Annotated in this window: 20 protein-coding genes; 12 read left to right on the top strand and 8 right to left on the bottom strand. The window is 53.6% G+C overall.

Annotation, left to right across the window (positions count from 1 at the left end):
* Nucleotides 1–58: 58 nt before the first annotated feature.
* Nucleotides 59–313, top strand: coding sequence for an AbrB/MazE/SpoVT family DNA-binding domain-containing protein (locus RAHAQ2_RS20005; RefSeq protein WP_231572370.1), 255 nt, complete (start codon nt 59–61; stop codon nt 311–313).
* Nucleotides 313–657, top strand: coding sequence for a type II toxin-antitoxin system PemK/MazF family toxin (locus RAHAQ2_RS20000; protein ID WP_015698962.1), 345 nt, complete (start codon nt 313–315; stop codon nt 655–657). Before RAHAQ2_RS20005 ends, RAHAQ2_RS20000 begins: the two co-directional genes overlap by 1 nt.
* 21 nt (nt 658–678) lie before the next feature.
* Here RAHAQ2_RS20000 and RAHAQ2_RS19995 read toward each other — a convergent pair whose 3' ends face one another.
* Both RAHAQ2_RS19995 and RAHAQ2_RS19990 read right to left on the bottom strand, forming a co-directional pair.
* Complete coding sequence (locus tag RAHAQ2_RS19995) at nt 679–1,059, bottom strand: tautomerase family protein (RefSeq protein ID WP_015698961.1); 381 nt, start codon at nt 1,057–1,059, stop codon at nt 679–681.
* A 116-nt stretch (nt 1,060–1,175) separates the two neighbouring features.
* Nucleotides 1,176–2,081, bottom strand: a complete 906-nt coding sequence (locus RAHAQ2_RS19990) for a DMT family transporter (RefSeq protein ID WP_015698960.1) — start codon at nt 2,079–2,081, stop codon at nt 1,176–1,178.
* A gap of 186 nt (nt 2,082–2,267) precedes the next feature.
* On the opposite strand from RAHAQ2_RS19990, the gene RAHAQ2_RS19985 reads away from it, so the two are divergent.
* Together RAHAQ2_RS19985 and RAHAQ2_RS19980 are read left to right on the top strand one after the other, a co-directional pair.
* Nucleotides 2,268–3,146, top strand: coding sequence for an AraC family transcriptional regulator (locus RAHAQ2_RS19985; RefSeq protein WP_037040453.1), 879 nt, complete (start codon nt 2,268–2,270; stop codon nt 3,144–3,146).
* A 119-nt stretch (nt 3,147–3,265) separates the two neighbouring features.
* A complete protein-coding gene (locus tag RAHAQ2_RS19980; protein ID WP_015698958.1) occupies nt 3,266–3,889 on the top strand; it encodes a glutathione S-transferase family protein in 624 nt (207 codons plus the stop codon).
* Nucleotides 3,890–3,977: 88 nt separating this feature from the next.
* Here RAHAQ2_RS19980 and RAHAQ2_RS19975 read toward each other — a convergent pair whose 3' ends face one another.
* Nucleotides 3,978–5,093, bottom strand: a complete 1,116-nt coding sequence (locus RAHAQ2_RS19975) for an SDR family oxidoreductase (protein WP_015698957.1) — start codon at nt 5,091–5,093, stop codon at nt 3,978–3,980.
* Between the two features lie 450 nt (nt 5,094–5,543).
* Between RAHAQ2_RS19975 and RAHAQ2_RS19970 the strand changes: the two genes are divergently transcribed.
* The gene (locus tag RAHAQ2_RS19970) at nt 5,544–6,401 is read left to right on the top strand and encodes a PA4780 family RIO1-like protein kinase (RefSeq protein WP_015698956.1); all 858 of its coding nucleotides are present in this window, start codon (nt 5,544–5,546) and stop codon (nt 6,399–6,401) included.
* Nucleotides 6,402–6,419: 18 nt separating this feature from the next.
* On the opposite strand, the gene modA is transcribed toward RAHAQ2_RS19970, so the two are convergent.
* The 3 genes from modA to RAHAQ2_RS19955 form a co-directional block, all read right to left on the bottom strand.
* Entirely contained in the window at nt 6,420–7,160 is a 741-nt protein-coding gene (gene modA / locus RAHAQ2_RS19965; RefSeq protein WP_015698955.1) for a molybdate ABC transporter substrate-binding protein, read from the bottom strand.
* Between the two features lie 47 nt (nt 7,161–7,207).
* A complete protein-coding gene (locus tag RAHAQ2_RS19960) occupies nt 7,208–8,296 on the bottom strand; it encodes an ABC transporter substrate-binding protein (protein WP_015698954.1) in 1,089 nt (362 codons plus the stop codon).
* A gap of 81 nt (nt 8,297–8,377) precedes the next feature.
* Entirely contained in the window at nt 8,378–9,010 is a 633-nt protein-coding gene (locus RAHAQ2_RS19955) for a LysE family translocator (RefSeq protein ID WP_015698953.1), read from the bottom strand.
* 154 nt (nt 9,011–9,164) lie between these two features.
* On the opposite strand from RAHAQ2_RS19955, the gene RAHAQ2_RS19950 reads away from it, so the two are divergent.
* Together RAHAQ2_RS19950 and RAHAQ2_RS19945 are read left to right on the top strand one after the other, a co-directional pair.
* Nucleotides 9,165–9,968, top strand: a complete 804-nt coding sequence (locus tag RAHAQ2_RS19950) for an inositol monophosphatase family protein (protein ID WP_015698952.1) — start codon at nt 9,165–9,167, stop codon at nt 9,966–9,968.
* A gap of 235 nt (nt 9,969–10,203) precedes the next feature.
* A complete protein-coding gene (locus RAHAQ2_RS19945; protein WP_015698951.1) occupies nt 10,204–11,766 on the top strand; it encodes a methyl-accepting chemotaxis protein in 1,563 nt (520 codons plus the stop codon).
* A 10-nt stretch (nt 11,767–11,776) separates the two neighbouring features.
* Here the strand turns inward: RAHAQ2_RS19945 and RAHAQ2_RS19940 are convergent, their stop codons facing one another.
* Nucleotides 11,777–13,870 (bottom strand): putative bifunctional diguanylate cyclase/phosphodiesterase, encoded by a 2,094-nt coding sequence (locus RAHAQ2_RS19940; protein WP_015698950.1) that lies wholly within the window; start codon nt 13,868–13,870, stop codon nt 11,777–11,779.
* A 269-nt stretch (nt 13,871–14,139) separates the two neighbouring features.
* Here RAHAQ2_RS19940 and RAHAQ2_RS19935 point away from each other — a divergent pair, with 269 nt between their 5' ends.
* The 3 genes from RAHAQ2_RS19935 (at nt 14,140) to RAHAQ2_RS19925 (ending at nt 18,550) form a co-directional block, all read left to right on the top strand.
* Nucleotides 14,140–14,808: a glutathione S-transferase family protein gene (locus RAHAQ2_RS19935; RefSeq protein ID WP_015698949.1), complete on the top strand. Its 669-nt coding sequence runs from the start codon at nt 14,140–14,142 to the stop codon at nt 14,806–14,808.
* Between the two features lie 409 nt (nt 14,809–15,217).
* Entirely contained in the window at nt 15,218–16,585 is a 1,368-nt protein-coding gene (locus RAHAQ2_RS19930; RefSeq protein ID WP_015698948.1) for an NCS2 family permease, read from the top strand.
* A 315-nt stretch (nt 16,586–16,900) separates the two neighbouring features.
* A complete protein-coding gene (locus RAHAQ2_RS19925) occupies nt 16,901–18,550 on the top strand; it encodes a Na+/H+ antiporter (RefSeq protein WP_015698947.1) in 1,650 nt (549 codons plus the stop codon).
* Nucleotides 18,551–18,622: 72 nt separating this feature from the next.
* Here the strand turns inward: RAHAQ2_RS19925 and RAHAQ2_RS19920 are convergent, their stop codons facing one another.
* Nucleotides 18,623–19,501 carry a LysR family transcriptional regulator gene (locus tag RAHAQ2_RS19920; RefSeq protein ID WP_015698946.1) on the bottom strand — a complete coding sequence of 293 codons (879 nt, stop codon included), beginning with the start codon at nt 19,499–19,501 and terminating at the stop codon, nt 18,623–18,625.
* Between the two features lie 144 nt (nt 19,502–19,645).
* On the opposite strand from RAHAQ2_RS19920, the gene RAHAQ2_RS19915 reads away from it, so the two are divergent.
* On the top strand, nt 19,646–20,068 hold the full coding sequence (locus RAHAQ2_RS19915; protein WP_015698945.1) for a CidA/LrgA family protein: 423 nt from the start codon (nt 19,646–19,648) through the stop codon (nt 20,066–20,068).
* Entirely contained in the window at nt 20,061–20,750 is a 690-nt protein-coding gene (locus tag RAHAQ2_RS19910) for an LrgB family protein (RefSeq protein ID WP_015698944.1), read from the top strand. Before RAHAQ2_RS19915 ends, RAHAQ2_RS19910 begins: the two co-directional genes overlap by 8 nt.
* Nucleotides 20,751–20,840 lie beyond the last annotated feature (90 nt).

Below are 20,840 nucleotides of genomic sequence, written 5' to 3'. Positions count from 1 at the left end.
CAGGAATACGGTTACGGGTTTTTGGTTGTATACTCTTTGTAGATACAACGGTGGAAAAATGAACATGCGTACTCAGGCTACATTACAGAAATGGGGTAACAGCATCGCGTTACGGTTGTCAGGAAGTTTGAAGTCAATTCCACAATTCGAGGAAGGTGATGTCGTTGATATTGAGATTTCTGAAGACGGGCTGCAAATTCGTAAAGCCGAAAAGCAGAAGGTCACTGAGGCCAGCTTGTTATCGGGGCTGAGCGCGTATAATGCTCATGCTGATGAATTGGCAGAACCGACTGACAGGGAGCTTGATTATTAATGTATTTACCAAAGCGTGGGGATATTTGCTGGCTGGATTTTGAGCCAACCAAAGGAAAGGAAACAGGCAAATATGGCCCTGCGCTGATCCTGTCCCATGAAACCTACAATCAGGTTACCGGATTGGTGATTTGTATGCCGGTCAGCACCCGTATTCGCTGCGCACCGACCGAAGTGCCGGTAAACAATCTGAGTGTACCTGGCGTGGTCGCCACAACATTGATCCACACATTGGACTGGCGGCACCGTCAGGCAAAGTTTATTGCTGTTGCGGAAAGTGGCGTCTTTAACGACGTGCTTGCCCGGATCATTCCGCTGATTGGCGGTGAGAACTTGTTGGCCTGAAGTTTACCTTCAGACCTCGTCTCACGCGTATTGCGCTTCGCCGTTGCCGAAGGACCAGTTTTCTTTCGGCACTTCCACCAGGCTGATGAACACATCTTCCAGACGTAATCCGACTTTTTCATGCAGCCCGTAAGCTACGGCGTGATAGAACGCCTTTTTCATTTCCAGTGTACGGCCGGTGTTGAGCGTTACCTGAATCACAATGCAGTTCGGGCTGCGCTGGATATTGAGATAATCAGGGGAAATCATCATTTCTGCCGGAGAGTGTTCGGAGATGACAATAAACTTGTCGTTTTCCGGCGCATTAAGGGCTGAGCGCAGCGCGTCATAGACCGTATCGCCGACAGTTTTGCGGTAGGTTTCAGGTTTCCCTTCAACCATATCAATACGTACAAAAGGCATTTTATTCTCCTCATTATTTTCTGTAGGGCGCACATCTCTGAGGATGCGGTCGTTAAGGTATGCAACACGAGGAGCAGAGTTGTCGAGCGATTTTTTGTACGTACCGGTAACCTGCCTTACGCCGCAGCGTTTTTGCGACAGAACATCCCCCGCCAGTCCGGGCGGCAGAACATCACCAGATTCCCCAGCAGGATCAGCGCCAGACCGATAACCGCATTGGCGTGCCACTGATAACCTTCATAAAACGTCGAAACCGTCAGCGCGACCAGCGGGAACAGCAGCGTGCTGTAGGCCGCCTGACTGGCACCGATACGGCCCACCAGTGTGAAGTAAATGCCGAAGGCCAGCACCGAACCAAACACGGAAAGATAGACCAGCGAACCGAGATATTGCGGCGTCAGGTCGATGGCAAAGGAAGCGTCCTGCACCAGACTCAGCGCGCCCATGACGGCTGTGCCGTAAAACATTGCGTATGTGTTAGTGGAAAGCACATCCAGGCCGTGACGCTGATGGCGTGAACTGATCATATTCCCCAGCGAGAAACCATAGGTGCCGAGCAGGCTGAGGCCGATCCCTTTCAGCAGCTCCGGCGCAATATGAGCCGCACTCAGATCATGCCAGAACAACGTGATAATGCCCGCCAGCCCGAGAACCGACGCCGGGATCACCGCCGGAGCCAGTTTCTGGCGGAAAAACAGCATGCCGTTGAAGGCGTTAAACAGCACGGCCATCGAGAAAATCACCGATTCCAGCCCGCTGGTGATATAGGCTGCGGCGTGATAGAAACAGTAAAAATTGAAGCAAAAAACGCAGCAACCCTGAACCATGCAGAATAAGTGATCTTTCAGCGCCAGACGGCGCAACCGGCGTGTCGCCAGCAATGCCACCAGCATGATCACCGCAGCCAGCAGGAAACGGTAGAAAACCGACACCGTCACCGGTACGTCGCCCTGTTGCAGGTAAATCGCAAACCAGGTGGTGCCCCAGATCAGGATCACCGAAATATAAAGCAGTGCGTTCATCGAATTCTCTCGCTAAAAATAATCAATGCGGGAATTCTGCGGTAACGGCAGGCTGCGGGCTTGCAACGGCTTGCGCTCAGTTGCATATTCTTGCGCATTTTTACAGTCCTCCGCACAGCAAGATCTGGCACCGGGGCGGGGGAAAACCGTAAAATGAGCGTCATCTTTCTTCCACACGGGCATGTCATGACTAAGGTTTATCAGGCTTTCGAAACGCTGCGTCAGCACAAAGCGGTTCTGCATGACAGTGTGGAACTGGGTTCCGGCATTCAGCTGGCGGCGTGGTCGAATAAAAATGACATCGTGAATCAGGAAAGCGCCGATCACCATACGCTGAGCCTGTACGTGGCCGACGGCTACGAGTGTTATCACAAAACCCGCAGTGGCTGGCGTAACGGCGGCGGGCCGGATCGTTTTTGTCTGATGCCCAAAGGCAGTATGTCGAGCTGGGATGTGCGCGACGATTTATCGTTTGTGCATCTGTATTGCTCCGACGAACATTTACGGCATCTGGTGGAACAGACCTGGGATCGCAGCCCGGCGGCGATTGAGCTGGAAGAACGCACATTCGAAGAAGATCCGCAAATTACGCTGTTATATCGCCACTTTTTGCTGAGCAGTCAGTGGCAGGAAAACAGTAATCAGCTGATGCTGAGCAGCGCCGCCAACCTGCTGATGGCGCATCTGGTGAAACATTACACCCGTCTGCAATGGGCGCTGCCCACGGTGCGCGGCGGTCTGGCACCGCATATGCTCAACCGCGTAAAAGATTACATTCACACGCATCTTGCGGAGCCTTTATTACTGCCTGAACTTTCCGCGCTGGCAGAACTCAGCGAGTTCCATTTTGCCCGCATGTTTAAACAAAGCATGGGGATGGCGCCACATCAGTACGTGATGAATGCCCGGCTGATCCGCGCGGAAAACTTGCTGAAAACCAGCCGTATGGATATGACATCCATCGCGCTGGAATGCGGTTTCAGCTCTGCCAGTCATTTCAGTAACCGGTTCAAATCTGTGCGTGGCATAACGCCGACGGCGCTGCGCGGCGGCATGATCGTCTGATTTTTATTTCCCGCTATACACGTCGGTCGTCAGCTATGCTGCATTATTGCGCCGGAGCATCAGGCCTTCGTTTGTCCATCGTGACCGGCTATTCGTGTACCACGTTAACAGGAGAAATCATGCTAAAGATTCTGGGTAAATCACCGTCGATTAATGTGCGTAAAGTATTGTGGACCTGTCATGAGCTGGGGCTGGATTTCGAACAGGCGCAGTATGGTTCGGGTTTTCAGTCTGTCCAGACTGCGGAATTTAGAGCGCTGAACCCGAATGCAATGGTGCCGGTGGTGCTCGACGGCGAGTTTGTGCTGTGGGAATCCAACGTGATTTGCCGGTATCTGGCGGCGCGCGAAGGGCGCGAAGATTTACTGTCATCTGACCCGAAACGTCGTGCGCTGACCGAACAATGGATGGACTGGCAATCCGGTGAGCTGAATAATTCCTGGCGCTATGCCTTTCCGGCACTGGCGCGCAACAGCGCGCAGCATCAGGATCCGGCACTGATTGACGCCGGTGTCAGCGAGTGGAACCGCCATATGCAGATGCTGGAAGAGCAGCTTCAGCACAGCGGCGATTACATTCTGGGCGATAATTTTACGCTGGCGGATATTCCCATCGGGTTGTCGGTGAACCGCTGGTCGATGACACCGATGTCGCGCCCGGCGTTACCGGCTGTGACGGCGTATTATGACCGGCTCAATCAGCGCGAAGGCTTTCGCCTGTATGGTCGTAACGGATTGGTTTAAATTCCGGTAGTAAAAATATGACGCAGCAATGTCCCAGGCTGCGTCATTTTATCTAAACATCTTCTATTATTTCAAACAGACACAGGATTTATTTAAAATCCACCTGCATCAGTTCACTGATAGATTGTCCGCGGGTTGAGGAAACACATTTATCAATATAGCTGTTGAAGGCGGCAGGTTTGGGAATACCCATGTCGAGCAAGCGGGAATTATCAAATTTTACGTTTAACTGAGCAAAACCGCCGTAAAGTTTAATGGCGCGTAAAATGATTTTATCATTACACGGGCCGAGCACATCTTTAAATTGTTTGCGGATGCCGGTAAATTCCTGATAACTGATCTGCTCATATTCATTGATAATCCGCGGCGCATTATTGGCTTTTGCCACCGAGGTATCTATTTCATGAAATGGCGTACACATCTCTTCGCCGGAAGAAATATGATAAAAATTATGGCTGAGGTCTTTGGCGAGACACAGTTTTACCAGCACCATCGCGCAATAGTCCACCGGAATGACATCGACCTGATCGTCGAGCGTGCAGGTGAATTTCTTCAGTTTAATCGCCATCATGAACACCCAGAAGATGCTGCTTGAAGGCTGACAGCCATGCTGCGTGTGGCCGACGATGATCGACGGCCGTGCAACCACGAACGGCAGCGACGGGCATTCGGCGCGGACGAGATTCTCAATTGCCCGCTTGGAAGCCGTGTATTGCACCAGATCTTCGTTCTGTTCGTTGTCCGGCATGCCCTCGTAGAAGACGCTGTTTTTATCCGGCATCGATGCCATTGCCGTGCCGACATGCACAAATCGCTGCAAACCTTTTACCTGTGCCATGCGTTTGGCGAAGGCCAGTGAACCTTCGACATTCACACGCCACATGGCCGGATTATTACCAAACGAGGCGATGGCGGCGCAGTTAATCACGTGCGTGACATTATCTAAACGCGCGTCATGAATAAAACTTTCCGGTTCGGCCAGATCGCCGGTCAATATTGACTGTTCATTGAGCAGAGAAAGATGAACATCATTTAATTCAAACTTCCTCAAATTATCGATAATCCTGGCGAGTCCCGTCGCATTATCGTCAGCCCTGACTAAGAGTAATAATGCATTATTGGGGGTGAGTTGCTGGCGAAGAAAATACTCAACGACAGCTCCGCCAACAAAACCAGTGGCACCGGTAATTAAAATAGTATTCATATCAGAAGACCTGCAACGGGAAATTACCGGCACAGTATCACCTCTATTCTAAACGGAACGTATACCGTTTTTTGCCTTGAATAAACGAAGAGTCAACAGCACGAAAAGCTTAAACTCAGGCGAAAGTTCCGAAGACATAAAAATTTATTATCGGACAGACTTTATTTACAGGAAGAAATAATTAGCGGGCATAAACTAATTATTTAAGTCAAAATTTCATCAGGCAGCCATCAACCCCAGAGGGGGACGTTACCGGTGAAAATCACCGGTAAAAAGTGATAACGTATGTGCATAAAGTATCCACTCCATCGCCACTACGTTAAACTGTACCCCTGAGAACAGTGAGCGATAAGGATCAGAAAGGATGACGCGAACGGCGTGTCTGGTGTGTAATGCAGGGAATATTGCGCAGGTCATTCCCTCATGCGCTGAAATAAGGTACAAGGCTGCATGAAAATCCCAAATAGAATCCAACCTCTGGTGGATGACGGCCTGATTGATGATGTGGTCCGTCGACTGAAAAGTGGCAAAGAGGCCGACGTTTACACCGTGTTATGCGGTGAAGAGATCCGTTGCGCCAAAGTGTATAAAGAAGCGACACAACGTAGCTTCAAACAGGCCGTGCAGTATCAGGAAGGCCGTAAAGTCCGTAACACCCGCAACGCGCGTGCGATGCAAAAGGGGTCAAAGTTCGGGCGTAAACAGCAGGAAGAATCCTGGCAGACAGCCGAAGTGGATGCGCTGTTCCGTCTGGCGAATGCCGGTGTGCGCGTGCCGCAGCCTTACATTTGTCTGGACGGTGTGCTGCTGATGGAGCTTATCACCGACGCTGACGGCGTGGTCGCGCCGCGCCTCAGTGACGTCATCCTGACGGAAGAAGAAGCGATAGCCGATTTTGAAACCATGATCCGCAACATCGTGCGCATGCTGTGCGCCGGTATCGTTCACGGTGACTTATCGGAGTTTAACGTGCTGATGGATGCCGAAGGGCCGGTGATTATCGACCTGCCGCAGGCCGTCGATGCCGCTGCCAATAATCACGCCGAATCGATGTTCGAACGCGATGTGAATAACATGACGGAGTACTATGGCCGGTTCGCACCGCAGTTGCTGGAAACGCGCTTCGGCAAAGAAATCTGGGCATTGTACGAAGACGGCAAACTGACGCCGGAAACTATTCTGACCGGGCTGTTCACCGAAGATACGCATAAAGCCGATGTGGATTCGCTGCTCGATGAAATCACTGCCGCTGAAGATGAGTATTACGACCGTCAGCGGGCAATGAAGGAAAGAGACCTCGATCACTAAGGCATCTTTGTTTTTTCTCTATTCCGGCATCACGGCATGTCTTCCGCAAAAACCGGCGTTCTGCAAGATATGCTGGCCGGTTTCTGAAAGAATAAAGTCTGCCAGCGGTTTCCCTTTCTCCGTGCAGGTCGCGAGCGCGTATCTGGCCCGCACGTTGTAATCCGCCGGAATGTTGAAGACTTCCAGCGCGTCGTTTTCCCGTAACAGCGTGGCATAACTGGTGTAGCCGATAAAAACATCGGCCTGACCGCTGCAAATCAGCCATTCTGCCGCGAGTTTGCCTGCCGGGATTTTTGCCGATTTTTCACCGCCTACCAGGCGCAGCGCTTTGTTGCGTAAAATCGCCCCGGCATCGGGATGCCGCCTTTCGATCAGTTCGAACATTTGCCAGGTGTAATCACCGGAAGGATCGCTTTGCGGTGTAGACGTCGCCAGACGAAAACGGGGATCCAGCAACACGCTCAGCCAGTTAAGTTTGTCCAGTTCCGGCCCTTTGCGGGCGGTGACGCACAGGCTGTTGCCGCAAAATGCTTCCACTTCCAGCGCTTTACCGTGCTGCTGCAACGTCAGCGGATGCGCGGTATTGGCCGAGGCAAACAGGTCAACCTTTTCACCGTGTTCGATACGCTCGCGCAACAACCCGGCAGGGCCGAATTCCACGTCAATTTTATTGCCCGTTTCTTCCGTAAAGGCATCACACAGCGGCGCCCATGCGCGGCGCAAACTCCCTGCCGCCAGCACTTTAATCGTATTTGTCATCAGGTCTCCTTGTCGCATTGCCTCAACGTAAAGCGCCGGAGACGAGGCTATTTCCCCGCGCGCGCCGCGTCTGCCGCGGGTTTAAAATCCGTCCGGTAGAAGCGCTGATAATAGTCATCAGCCTGTTTTTGCATATCGATGTCGGCGAATTTTTGCGGATAGAGTTTTTTCGCCATCCACAGTTCGCCTATGGCCATCGCTTCAGGCATCGGATAGCCCCAGGCTTTGGCATATTCCGGCATCAGATAAACGCGGTGATTTTTCACCGCATCGATACCCTGCCATTTCGGATCCTGCGTGATCTGCCCGACCACTTCCGGATACCGGTCCTGCACGAAGATCACCTGCGGGTTCCAGGCGATCACCTGTTCCAGCGCGACCTGCTTAAACCCTTTCACCGTGGCCGCCGCGACGTTCATGGCACCGGCATGCGCCATCATCAGGCCGGTATATTTGCCGGAACCGTAGGTGGTCAGATCGGGATTTGCCATGTACGTGCGGATCCGCTGACCGGCCGGAATATCTTTCAGCCGCTCGCCAGTCAACTGGCGCTGAGAAAAAGTATAGTCGATCAACGCCTGTGCCTGTTTCTGGTGATTCACCACCTCACCGATCAGCGCGATGCCTTTCTTCAGCCCTTCGGAGTACGCCTTGTCCTCATCCGGCAGCACCGGATTCATCTTATGTTCTTCGCCTTTCGGATCATCACGCAGCGACACCGCCACCACGGCGATGCCGGTCTGGCTGATCTGGTCGATCATTTCCTGCGGCGCGTAGTTGGTGACGAACACTACCTGCGGATGCAGTGCCACCACGCTTTCCAGATTGACGCTGGTCAGGTCACCGACCACCGGCGTTTTTGCCAGCTCCGGCGCGAGGCGTACATAACCGCTGCCCAGTTGTTGCTGCCAGTTGTTCAGCACGCCGACAATATCTTGTGTGGCATCCAGCTGAACCAGCAGGTTAAGGGTCTGGTGTTGCAAAACGACGACGCGATCCACCTGATCGGGAAGAGTGACCTGACGGCCAAGCTGATCGGTTATCTGACGTGTAGCCAACGCGGAAGGGGAAGCCAGGCTCAGGGCCAGGCCGAGCAGGGTTGCCGGAGTCAAAAAGCGGGATGAAAATACGTGCACGGAAAAATCCTCTGGTTTCGTTATGCAGAGGATTATATAGCGAGAATGCGGAACTGAATATGTCCGGTGACAAAGGGCCGGTTATTTACGCCCATCCAGCAACATACGCACTGCCAGTCCTCCCAACACCGCGCCCATAAACCAGCGCTGGATAACCATCCACAACGGCCGTCCGGCCAGAAAAACCGCAATGTAACCGGCCGAGAGGGCAATGAGCGCGTTAACCGTCGCACTGAGCAAAATTTGCGAGCTGCCCAACATCAGCGACTGCGTCAGCACATGCCCCTGTTCCGGCACGATAAATTGCGGCAGCAGCGTCAGATATAACACCGCCGCTTTCGGGTTTAGCAGATTCGTGACCAGCCCCATGGTGAACAGTTTTTTGTTGCTGTCGCGCGGTAAGTCCCTGACCTGAAACGGCGAGCGGCCACCGGGTTTCACCGCCTGCCACGCCATATACAGCAGATACGCTGCGCCGCCGATGCGCAGGGCGTCATAAGCGAAGGGCACCGCCATCACCAGCGCGGTAATGCCGAGCGCAGCAAACAGCATGTAAAACAGGAAACCCAGCACTACGCCCCCGAGGGAAATCAGCCCGGCTTTCGGTCCCTGACACAGTGAGCGCGAAATCAGGTAAATCATGTTCGGGCCGGGCGTTAATACCAGCCCGAGGCAAATCAGCAGAAAGGGGAACCAATGAGCGGCATCGGGCATGACAATCTCCGGCAGAATTCAGAAAGTGAATTACACAGATATAGAGTGTTTTACGATCTTTTGGCAAGCGACAGGTTGTCATTTTTTATTCATCGTTTCCGGTGCATGCTATGAGATGACTTTATTCCTTCAGACTGAAAAATCAGGATTTATGATGACGAACACGACAATGTCAGCACGTCTGGCGATCGCCAGTGAGATTGCGGCGCAGGCGGCTGAACTGGCGCTGGGCTTTTTTAACCGCCGGGACGCCATCGAAGTCAGCAGTAAGCGTACTCAGGATTTCGTTTCTGAGGCTGATGTGGCGGTAGAGCAGTTTATCTGCACCCGGCTGGCAGAGCATTTCCCGCAGGACGCGGTGATCGGCGAAGAGATGGGCGGCGTGCTGACGCAGGCCCCTTGCTGGGTGATTGATCCTATCGACGGTACGTCGAATTTCCTGCGCGGTTCGCCGCTGTGGGGCGTGTCGCTCGGGCTGGTGGAAAATAAACAGCCGGTGATGGGCATTGTGGCGCTGCCGGTCTTAAATGACCTGTTTGCGGCAGAATCAGGGAAGGGAATCTTCCTCAATGGCAAACCGTTTCGGCGTGATGATCGTTTTGAGGATGTGCAGATTGTGTCGCTGGGTGACAGTGCGGACGACAAACTGGACGACGCCTCGGCATTTTATCAGGGCATCCGTGCGGCAGACTGGTCAGTGCATTGCTATCGCTGTACGACCGTCGGTATGGTGTTTGCGGCAAAAGGCATTATCGGCGGGCATCTGCAACGCCGCACGACGCTGTGGGACATTGCAGGCGGCGCGGTGCTGTGTCAGGAGGCCGGGCTGGAAACTGTGGTGAAATTTGCCAGGACAGCGGACGGCATCGACAACTATCGCCATATGTCAGTGGCGGCCGGCACGGCGAATCTGCTATCGGCAGTCGTCCCGTTATGGCCTGCTTTTGAACCTCAGTGAGCCAAAGTGAGTCGCGGTGATTGCTCTCTCGCCCTGAGAGGGCAAAACCGGTAAATGCTTGGCAGATCATGTTTTTATCGCTTTGCGGTAACATGAAAAATTCGTCCGGTAACCCTGGAATTACATTTCGAAAGTCAGTGTTTAACAAAATGAAATATAGTTTCATTTTCCCTAAAGTTTCCTTCATTCCTGCCGTTATGAGTGTTTCCTGTCTCTGACTTTCCGATGTGCCCAGATGAAAAAGATCATCAACCTTTCCATACTTGCCCGTTTGCTGGGTGCATTCGCACTCGTTCTGAGCCTGCTGTTAATTCTGGCGGCGATGTCGGCCTGGCTGCTCAACAGCAGTAATCAGCAGATTGAAAATTACCGCGCCTTCCGGCTTCCCGGTGTGCAGTATCCGCTGGTGATGCGCGGCACGCTGGCGGAATTACGGCTGCAACAGGTGCAATACATCGCCTCGCCACAGGGTGCGCCGCGCGACGGCCACCGGGGTGAAATCCTTCAGGCGGTTGCTACCTTTAAAGACGCCGAAAATGCGTACCTGAAGCTGAACAGTGGCGGCAGTCAGTCCGCCTTGTTTAAGCAGATCGTCGCTAATTTTGAGCAGTTTTCGCTGGCGAATGATGAGGTTATTGCGGCGGTTGAGCGCAACGATATTGCGCAGGCCACGAAAATCAGTGGCGATAACTCACGAAAATATCGCACACAGCTGATGGCGGATCTGGCGATGCTGGTCAAAAACGAGCTGACCAACAGTGAGAAAGCGGCAGCGGATGCCCGTAGCCGTTATCACACGGCCAGTGCGATGTTTTTAGTGCTGGTGTGTGTGGCCTTTATTCTTTCGCTGGCGATGGCGCTGCTGCTGGCGCGCAATCTGGTGAAACAACTGGGCGGTGAACCGGCTTATGCCGCCTCTATTATGCGTGAAATTGCTGCCGGTAATCTGGCGGCAAAAATCACGCTGAAACCGGGTGATGACGGCAGTTTGCTGGCTTCCCTGAACGGCATGAACCAGCAACTGAATAAAACCATTCATCAGATTATGGAAGGCAGTGAATCCATCAATCATGCCGCCAGTGAAATTGAACAGGGCAACGTGGATTTATCTCAGCGCACCGAAGAACAGGCAGCCTCGCTGGTGCAGACCAGTTCCAATATGCAAAACCTGACCACCACCGTCAGCCAGAACGCCGAGAACGCCCGGCAGGCCAGTCAGCTTGCGCTGGAAACCTCGAAAACGGCGTCTCAGGGCGGCGCGATTGTCACGGGGATGCAGGCGCATATGCGTGATGTTTCCGGCAGTTCGAATGAAATTATCAATATTATCAGCGTGATTGAAGGCATTGCCTTCCAGACCAACCTGCTGGCGCTGAACGCCGCCGTGGAAGCGGCACGTGCCGGTACGCAGGGCAAAGGATTTGCGGTGGTGGCGAGTGAAGTGCGGGTGCTGGCGCAAAAAAGCGGGCAGGCAGCGAAAGAGATTAAAGACCTGATCCAGGGCACCGTCAGCAAAATTGCCGAAGGGTCACTGCAGGCCGACCGCGCCAGTAAAGCCATGAATGAGATTGTCAGCTCGGTGAATAAGGTGGCAGAAATTGTCAGCGAAATCTCGACGGCAAGTACTGAGCAGCACACCGGCATTCATGAAGTGGGGATTGCCGTTGACCAGATGGACAGAGTGACGCAGCAGAATGCCGCGCTGGTAGAACAGGCAGCGGCAGCGGCGCAATCACTGACGGAACAAAGCGTTGAGCTGCGTAACGCCGTGCGGTTTTTCCGCACAGCGACAGCCTGAGCAGGGCGCGTCAGATTTTGTGCGTGAGGGGGTTCTGCGACTCCCAGTCTGCATCGGGGTGTTGGGCAATCTGTTGCGGCGTCATCGGACGTCCCAGAAGGTAACCCTGCAAGGTGTCGCAGCCCAGTTGTGTCAGAAATTCCTGCTGCTGGGTCGTTTCAACGCCTTCGGCCACCACTTTCAGATTCAGCGTCTGGCCGAGGGCAATGATCGCCGACACGATACTGGCATCTTCACTGCCGGCAATGAGGTCATTAATAAAGGCACCGTCGATTTTCAGCTCGCTGGCCGGCAGACGTTTCAGATAGAGCAGGCTGGAATAGCCGGTACCGAAATCATCAATTGAGGCTTTTACGCCGTACTGTGTCAGGCGCTCCAGAATTTCTACGCTGGCGTCCGGGTTACGCATCGCGGTGGTTTCTGTCACTTCCAGTGTCAGCATTTCAGGCGGGATCTGATGGCGTTCAATGGTTTCAATTACCATTTCGACCAGATTTGCCTGCTCAAATTGCAGCGTAGAAAGATTCACCGCCACCGTCCATTGCGTATGTCCGGCCAGATGCCATTCCCGCAACTGGCGGCAGGCTTCATTGAGCACCCATTCGCCAATCGGGATAATCAAACCGGTTTTTTCCGCCAGCGGCAGAAACACGTCCGGGCTGAGGGTGTTACCGTCACGCTCCCAGCGCAACAGTGCTTCGAAGCCGCATACCGGTCCGTAAGGCGCAATAAATTTCGGCTGATAATGCAGGCGCAGCTCATGGTGTTCAATCGCCAGACGCAAATCATTGAGCATCTGCAACTGGTTTTGCGCGTTGGCGTTCATCGATGGCTGGAAGAAACTGTGGCCGTTACGGCCGGAGTTTTTGGTGTGATACATCGCGGCGTCGGCATTGAGCATCAGCTCGCGCTCATTCTCGCCATCGCCCGGATACACCGCGATCCCCACGCTGGCAGAGACCAGCAGTTCATAGCGGGAAACGTAAAACGGCCGCGCAATCAGATGTACCAGTTTATCGGCCAGTTGCGAGGCATCGGTCGGATCGGTGATTTCAACCAGCAGCACAAACTCATCGCCGCCAAGACGCGCCAGCGTATCCGTCGCCCGCAGTTGTGATTGCAGGCGTTCGGTGACGGAAATTAACAGCTGATCGCCGATGTGATGGCCGAAGGCATCGTTAACGGCTTTGAATCCGTCGAGATCGAAAAACAGCACCGCAAACTGCGATTCGCCACGCGATGCTTTCTGAACCGCCTGACTCAGGCGGTCTTCCAGCAACAGACGATTGGGCAAGCGGGTCAGATTGTCATGCAGCGCCAGTTGTGTCAGCTCGCGGTTCGCCTGTGCCAGCGAAGACGCCAGAATGGAGGTGCGCGCCTGCATCCGGCCATCGAGAATAGAAATAATCAGGGTGATCGCCAGAATCGCCAGCGTGACCACAATCACCAGCAGCGCCAGCCAGTTATTATCCACGCCGCTGAACGCCGCCATACTTTGGCTGTCCATCGGGAATTGTGCTGCGGCCATGCCGATGTAATGCATACCGACAATGGCGGCACCCATGATTACCGCCGCACTGATGCGCAGCAGGCGGACATTGGGCGACTGATGACGCAGATTGAACGCCATCCACAGCGCCGCGCCGGAGGCGATAATCGCCACGGCAACGGATAATGCGACCCAACGGTAATCGTAGACAATTGGCGGCATCATCAGCATCGCCGCCATTCCGGTGTAATGCATGGCGGCAATACCGCCGCCCATCAGCAAGGCACCGGCAAGTAATCGTCTGGTGGGTAATTCCTGCAGACAGACCAGCCACAGCGCGAAGGCGGAGGAAATGATGGCGATCACCATGGAAAGCAGGGTGATGAAAGGGTCATAACCCATTGGCATCGAAGCATTAAAGGCCAGCATGCCGATAAAATGCATCGACCAGATGCCGATACCCATTGCAATAGCGCCACCTGTTAACCAAAGCCGGGAAGCCTTTCCCTCAGTGGTAGCAACCCGGCCCGCCATATCGAGTGCGGTATAAGAGGCAAGCATTGCAACAACGAACGAAAACATCACAAGCACATTGTTGTAATTACTGGAAAACATGTGAGGCTCCACCAACAGAGAGTCGAAAGCGACGGGCTGATTTTTTTACCCGGGGATAATGGCATTAAGAATTATTAAAGGCGAACGAAGTTGCGATAATTTTTTTCGCGTAATTAAGATTAATCCGTCAGTAGTTTTAATCAAATAAAAAGATTTTTGATAAATTAAACCTGAATGAAATCAGGGTTATTAAAATAAATCCGCTACGCGCCCTGAAAGCGTTGTCTATAGTTAACAAATAATTAAATGAAACAGGACAGAAGAAATTTATGTTAACAGTGCATCATTTGGATAATTCCCGTTCACAGCGAATCTTATGGATGCTCGAAGAACTGGGCGTCGCTTATGAAATCAAATGTTATCAGCGGGATAAAAATTCCATGCTGGCACCGGCATCGCTGAAAAAAATCCATCCTCTGGGTAAGTCCCCGGTGCTGGAAGACAACGGGCTGATCCTTGCGGAATCCGGTGCCATCATTGAATACCTGCAGGAAGTGTATGATGAGGCGGGCACGCTGAAACCCGCTGCATTTGCGGAGCGTCAGCAGTATCGCTACTGGATGCACTACGCTGAAGGTTCTCTGATGCCTTTGCTGGTGATGAAGTTGATTTTTAGCCGTCTGGGTAAACCGCCAATGCCGTGGCTGATCCGCCCGATTGCCGGCGCGATCGGGCAGGGCGTGCAGAAAAATTATCTGGATAAGCAGATTTATACTCATATGGATTATCTCGAACAACATCTGACGACGCATCCTTATTTTGCTGGTCATCAGTTCAGCGCAGCAGATATTCAGATGAGTTTCCCGATAGAAGCGATCAGTGCCCGTTCCGGTCTCGGGAAATATCCGCGACTGAATGCCTGGCTGGCAAATGTGACTGCGCGTCCGGCCTGTCAGAAGGCACTGGAAAACGGCGGACCGTTTACTCTCTTGCGTTAATCCTGTTCTGCATTTTTATATTTCGATACGTTCATTGCAGGCAGTATTTTATGCAATGAACGTATGGAAAAATAAACCTTAATAAGTCTCCTGTTATTTTTATCTTCCGGTCTTTTTTGCTTTTTGCGTTTCACTTTTCTTCAACGGGTAAATTTCCACCACAACCGCGTTTTTATTGACCAGACAACGGTAAATTGTCGGCGAACGGAGTTGAAATGGGAGTACCAAAGCCCGGATAATCGTTTGCGTTAATTTTTGTCCCGCCATACGCGATGCGAGTTAAACGTTTGCCTTGCCGTTCTGACGCTGTTTTCGGCGATTTCGGGCGACAAATAAGGAAGTGAACGTGCAGAAACGGTTTCATAATGACCACGCCGGCTAATCAGTAAAGATATTCAGAGGATTTTCCATGTCGAGTCAACAACCTCAAGCGGGCAGCGCCGTTGCGCCAAAAGGCCCGCTTGATGCTTTTTTCAAAATGAGTGCGCGTGGCAGTAACGTCCGTCAGGAAGTGATCGCTGGCTTAACCACCTTTCTGGCGATGGTATATTCGGTGATTGTCGTGCCGTCGATGCTCGGCAAAGCGGGCTTCTCGCCAAGTGCGGTGTTTGTTGCGACCTGTCTGGTCGCCGGTTTCGGCTCTCTGCTGATGGGCCTGTGGGCGAATTTACCGCTGGCGATTGGTTGCGCCATTTCTCTGACGGCCTTTACCGCGTTTAGTCTGGTTCTGGGTCAGCACATCAGCGTACCGGTGGCGCTCGGTGCGGTATTTCTGATGGGCGTGTTGTTCACTATTATCTCGGTGACCGGCATCCGCTCATGGATTTTGCGCAACCTGCCAGCAGGCGTTGCGCACGGCACCGGTATCGGTATCGGTCTGTTTCTGTTACTGATCGCTGCCAACGGCGTCGGTCTGGTGGTGAAAAATCCGCTGGACGGCTTACCGGTGGCGCTCGGCGCATTCACCTCTTTCCCGGTCGTGATGACGTTGCTCGGTCTGGCGGTGATTTTCGGCCTTGAGAAATTGCGCGTTCCGGGCGGCATCTTACTGGTGATTATTGCCATTTCCATTATCGGCCTGATTTTCGATCCTGCCGTGAAATATCAGGGTTTATTCGCCATGCCTTCTCTGGCGGGCGCGGACGGTAAATCCGTCATTTTCGATCTCGACATCATAGGCGCACTGAAAGCCGCCGTATTGCCCAGCGTGCTGGCACTGGTGATGACGGCGGTATTTGATGCCACCGGCACCATCCGCGCCGTCGCCGGACAGGCAAACTTACTGGATGAAAACGGCCAGATCATTAGCGGTGGCAAAGCCCTGACGGCTGACTCTGTGAGCAGTATTTTCGCCTCTCTGGTTGGCGCATCTCCGGCAGCGGTTTACATTGAATCAGCAGCCGGTACGGCGGCTGGCGGCAAAACCGGCCTGACGGCAACTGTCGTCGGCGTGCTGTTCCTGCTGATGTTGTTCCTGTCTCCGTTGTCTTATCTGGTACCGGCTTACGCCACCGCACCCGCGCTGATGTATGTGGGTTTACTGATGCTCAGCAATGTCACCAAACTGGATTTCAGCGATTTTGTTGATGCGATGTCCGGGCTGCTGTGCGCGGTATTTATCGTTCTGACCTGCAACATTGTCACCGGCATCATGCTCGGTTTCAGCGCATTGGTTATCGGCCGTATTTTCTCCGGCGAATGGCGCAAACTGAACATCGGCACGGTGATTATCGCTGTGGCGCTGGTGGCGTTTTATGCGGGCGGATGGGCGATCTGATGCCAACTGCCTTTCTCCCTCCCCTGCGAAGGGGAGGGTTGGGGTGGGGTATTAATGACGAATCAGCAGGTTGAAGTGTGCTTTGGCATGAGTTTTGTCATTAAAACCCCCTCCCGCCTCCCCCTTCGCAGGGGGAGGAGCACGAAAAAGCCTTCATTCCGGCTCCTGATACGGGTAAGGAGCAAACCCTCTCTGATGTAACCGCACGCACTGATTTAAATCACATCCCCTTTTGATCTACTATTCCTTAGTTCGCTCCGGACTCACTCACCTGCGTCTGGCTGAAATTCATAAAAACAAGAGTCTAAGGAAAGCATGGAAATCTTCTTTACCATTCTGATTTTGATTCTGGTGGTGTCGCTCTCCGGTGTCGTCACCAGAATGTTGCCGTTTCAGGTTCCTCTTCCATTAATGCAGATTGCCGTCGGTGCCTTGCTGGCCTGGCCGAATTTTGGTTTGCACGTAGATTTCGATCCTGAGCTGTTTCTCGTCCTCTTTATCCCGCCGTTGCTGTTCGCCGATGGCTGGAAAACGCCGACCCGTGAATTCCTCCACCACGGGCGCGAAATTCTCGGGCTGGCGCTGGTGCTGGTGCTGCTCACCGTCGTCGGCATTGGCTATCTGATTTATATGATGGTGCCGAATATCCCGCTGGTGGCTGCGTTTGCGCTGGCGGCAGTGCTCTCGCCAACCGATGCCGTGGCACTGGGCGGCATTGTCGGCAAGGGCCGTATTCCGAAGTCGATCATGGGCGTGCTGGAAGGCGAAGCCTTGATGAATGACGCGTCCGGCCTGGTGTCCCTGAAATTTGCTATCGCCGTGGCGATGGGCACGATGATTTTTACCGTCGGCGGTGCAACGGTCGAATTCCTCAAAGTCGCGATCGGCGGCCTGATGGCCGGTGTGGCGGTGACGTGGTTATACAGTAAATCCCTGCGCATCATGAGCCGCTGGAGCGGTGATGATCCGGCCACGCAAATCGTCTTCCTGTTGCTGCTGCCGTTCGCCTCTTATCTGATTGCCGAACACATCGGTGTGTCGGGCATTCTGGCCGCCGTGGCGGCGGGGATGACCATCAGCCAGTCCGGCATTATTCGTAACGCGCCGCTGGCGATGCGCCTGCGCGCTAACAGTGTCTGGGCGATGCTTGAGTTTGTGTTCAACGGCATGGTGTTCATCATGCTGGGCCTGCAATTGCCGGGTATTCTTGAGAACTCTATCGATCAGGCGACACATGATCCGTCTATCGTGACGTGGCACCTGTTTGCCGATGTCGGCATCATCTATTTTGCGCTGCTGATCCTGCGTTTTGTCTGGCTGTGGGTGATGAAGAATTTCAGCAACCGTTTCCTGAAAAAGAAACCGCTGCTGTTTGGCAGCTACAGTACGCGTGAGCTGTGGGTGGCGTCTTTTGCCGGTGTGCGCGGTGCCATTACGCTGGCCGGTGTGTTGTCGATTCCATTATTCCTCGCCGATGGTTCGGCGTTTCCGTCGCGTTATCAGCTGGTATTTCTGGCGACCGGTGTCATTCTGTTCTCACTGATTGCAGGCGTGATTGCCTTGCCGTTCCTGCTCAGAGGCGTAGTGGTGGCTGACGGCACGGCTTATCGCGAGGAAGAACGCATGGCGAAATCGATCGCGGCAGAAGTGGCGATCGAAAGCCTGCATAAGATGGAAGAACGTCTGGCGGCGGATACCGAAGAAAATATCGATGAACAGACGCTGAAGGAAATCAGCTCGCGGGTGATCGGGACGTTACGGCGACGCACGGCTAATCGTGATGATATGGAAACCGCGCTGAAGCTGGAAAACCTCGAGCGTCGTTTCCGTCTGACTGCGCTGCGTGCGGAACGTGGCGAGCTTTATCATCTGCGCGCCACGCAGAAAATCAGTAACGAGACGCTGCAAAAGTTACTGCATGATCTGGATTTACTCGAAGCATTGTTAGTCGAAAAAGAAGTGTAAAAGTTACAAGCAACATCAGGAACCGCGTGTGCTGCAAAGTTCACGCGGTTTTTTATTTCCCATAACTTCCCGCTATTTCCAGTAATCCCTGCACAGCGTGATCCACGCCTGCGCACTGTGCGAGAGATAGCTGCCCTGATGCCAGATCAGCCCGAGCTGCCACGGCATCAGCGGATCCAGCGGCAGCCACATCAGCGCATTCTTATCCAGCCGCTGACAGACAGGTTCCGGCAAAATCGCCACACCCATACCGGTTTGTACCATCGCCGCCAGGAAATCCCACTGCCCGCTGCGCGCCGCGATTTTTGGCGTAAAGCCGTGTGAGGCAAAGGCATCCATCAGCTGGCGGTACAGGGCAAAGTCTTCGTTATAAATCAGGATGCTTTCTTCAGCCAGATCACTGAAGCCGATGCGCGTGCGGTTCAGCCAGTGCGGCGTGCGTGGCACCACGACACACAACGGATGACTGAACAGCAGCAGTGAGGCGATAGAAGGCACGGCGTCGGCGGGCAGGGCAGTGAGCGCCAGATCCAGCTCGCCGGAAATCACCGCCTGTTGTACGGTCAGTCCGCCAAATTCGGAAATAATCAGTTCAATGCCGGGATATTGCTGGCGGAAACTGCCGATAAGCGGCGCGATTTGCGTACCAACCATCGGCGGGATCCCCAGCCGCAGATGACCGGATTTCAGCGAGTTAATGTCTTCCAGTTCCGCTTCAAGCTGGCGGAATTCCTCGAGGATATTCAGGCCACGCTGATACAACGCCTGACCGCTGTCGGTCAGGTGTAAACGCCGTCCTTCGCGCACAATCAGCGTGCATTCCAGTTCTTCTTCCAGATGACGCAGCATTTTGCTGATCGTCGGCTGGGTGACGAACAACTTTTCCGCCGCGCGGGTAAAGCTCTGCTGGCGAACCACTTCGACAAAATAGCGTAAGGTACGGACGTCCATGGGCGGATGTTTCCCGGATCAAATAGGCGAGTTGCAAAGTATTCCAGACTGGAATCATTTTTATGATTTTAATTCATTTCTTTACCGGTTTCCTGCCAGCGTATACTTCATTTTCACACTTTTCCCTCTTTCGAGGTCGTCCCCATGTTGCTGGCGTTGCGCACTAAAGCGCCGTCCCTGCTGATCCGTTGCCAGATCCCTGTTCAGGTGGTGTTGTACGCGGTGTTATTCGTTATCGCTGATCGTCTGGTCACGGCGTTACATCTGCCGTTACCCGCCAATATTGTCGGGATGCTGATGCTTTTGCTGCTGATTATGTTGCGTATTTTGCCTGTGAAATGGGTGAAAGCCGGTTCCCGCTGGTTGCTGGCTGAAATGCTGCTGTTCTTCGTACCGGCCGTGGTGGCTGTGGTGAATTACGCCCAGTTGCTGATGATCGAGGGCTGGAAAATCTTTCTGGTGATTGGGCTCAGCACGATGCTGACGCTCGGGGCGACGGCGGTGGTTGTCGATAAAATGTATCGTCTGGAGCAGCGACTGGCGGCGAGGAAGGCGAGCCGTGACTGATCTTCTTATCAGCATTCTGTGTTTTGTCATCACGCTCGGATTGTATTACGGCAACAAAAAACTGTACCGTCAGAAACGCACACTGCTGCTGATGCCTCTGGTGTTCACGCCTATCGTGCTGGTGATTTTGCTGGTGGTGACGCACACGTCGTATCAGGATTACATCGGTGAGACGCACTGGTTGTTATGGCTGCTCGGGCCGTCAACTATCGCGTTCGCGGTGCCGGTTTACGAGAATATGGCGGTGATCCGCCGTCACTGGATGTCGCTGAGTGCGGGCGTGCTGACGGCGATAGTGGTTGCCGTCGGCAGTTCCGTCTGGCTGGCACGCATGCTGACCCTGCCGGAGGAAATCCAGCGCAGTCTGGCGGTACGCTCCATCACTACGCCGTTCGCGCTGGCAGCGGCGAAACAAATGGGCGGCCAGCCGGATCTGGTGGCGCTGTTTGTGGTGATCACCGGCGTATTCGGCATGGCGGTCGGGGATATGCTGTTTCTGCGTCTGGCGGTAAAAAGCGGCCTCGCAAAAGGTGCCGGTTTCGGTGCCGCGTCCCACGGTGCGGGTACGGCGAGAGCTTATGAACTGGGTGCGGAAGAGGGCGTAGTATCGAGCCTGGTGATGATGCTGGCGGGGGTTGTCACCGTGGTGATTGCACCGGTGATCGGGGTGCTGATGTGGTGATGATTAAGACTCCCTCCCCTGCGAAGGGGAGGGCTGGGGTGGGGTATTAAGGTCAAAAACTAAATTCAAAGTGTGCTTTAACTTATTGTT

The sequence above is a fragment of the Rahnella aquatilis CIP 78.65 = ATCC 33071 genome (genome assembly GCF_000241955.1).
Taxonomy (GTDB): Bacteria; Pseudomonadota; Gammaproteobacteria; order Enterobacterales; family Enterobacteriaceae; genus Rahnella; species Rahnella aquatilis.
The sequence above is the reverse complement of the archived record's forward strand: the minus strand, read 5'-3'. Positions and strand labels throughout refer to the sequence as shown.